Source organism: Mycobacterium sp. 1245852.3, assembly GCF_001669335.1.
Classification (GTDB): Bacteria; Actinomycetota; Actinomycetes; order Mycobacteriales; family Mycobacteriaceae; genus Mycobacterium; species Mycobacterium europaeum_A.
In genome coordinates, this window is sequence record NZ_LZLL01000333.1 from 1 (window position 1) to 806 (window position 806).

1 protein-coding gene is annotated in these 806 nt (G+C 73.9%); it reads left to right on the top strand.

Annotated features, from left to right (window positions below):
* Window positions 1-88: 88 nt before the first annotated feature.
* Window positions 89-806 (top strand): 5-(carboxyamino)imidazole ribonucleotide synthase (locus A9W96_RS15170; protein WP_231999693.1); only part of this gene is annotated, 718 nt, incomplete at its 3' end.

Here is an 806-nt window from a genome sequence, read left to right on the forward strand (position 1 = left end):
ACAGCTCGACGGCGAGCACCCCGACCACACCGAGCTCGCCCGCCAGCCGCAGCGCCAGCTGCTGCGCGGCGGCGGCCAGCTCGCCCGAATGACCCATCAGGCGGCGATCGCCCTGGGGCAATCGCTGCGGGTACTGGCCACCGCCGCCGACGAGCCGGCGGCGCTGGTCGCGCCCGACATCGTCATCGGTTCGCACACCGACATCGACGACCTGCGCCGGGTGGCGGCGGGCGCCGACGTGCTGACCTTCGACCACGAACACGTGCCGAACGAACTGCTGGACAAGCTGGTCGCCGAGGGCATCAACGTGGCGCCGCCGCCGCAGGCCCTGATGCACGCGCAGGACAAGCTCGTCATGCGCCGCCGCGTTGATGCCCTCGGCGTCCCGGTGCCGCGTTACGCCGAGATTCGCAGCGTCGACGAACTGGACGCCTTCGCGCGGCGCATCGCCGGCCCGGTGGTCGTCAAAGCGGTCCGCGGCGGCTACGACGGGCGCGGGGTGCGGATGGCGCGCGACCCGTTGCACGCCCGCGAGATCGCGACGGCGTTCCTGGCCGATGGGGTGCCGGTGATGGCCGAGGAGCAGGTGAACCTGCGCCGCGAGCTATCCGCCCTGGTGGCCCGGTCGCCGTTCGGCCAGGGTGCGGCGTGGCCGGTCGTCGAGACCGTGCAGCGGGACGGGATCTGCGTACAGGTGATCGCGCCCGCGCCGGAGCTGTCCGGCGAGCAGGCCGCCGCCGCGCAGCAGCTGGCGCTGCGGCTGGCGGGCGAGCTCGGTGTGGTCGGGGTGCTCGCCGTCGAGCTGT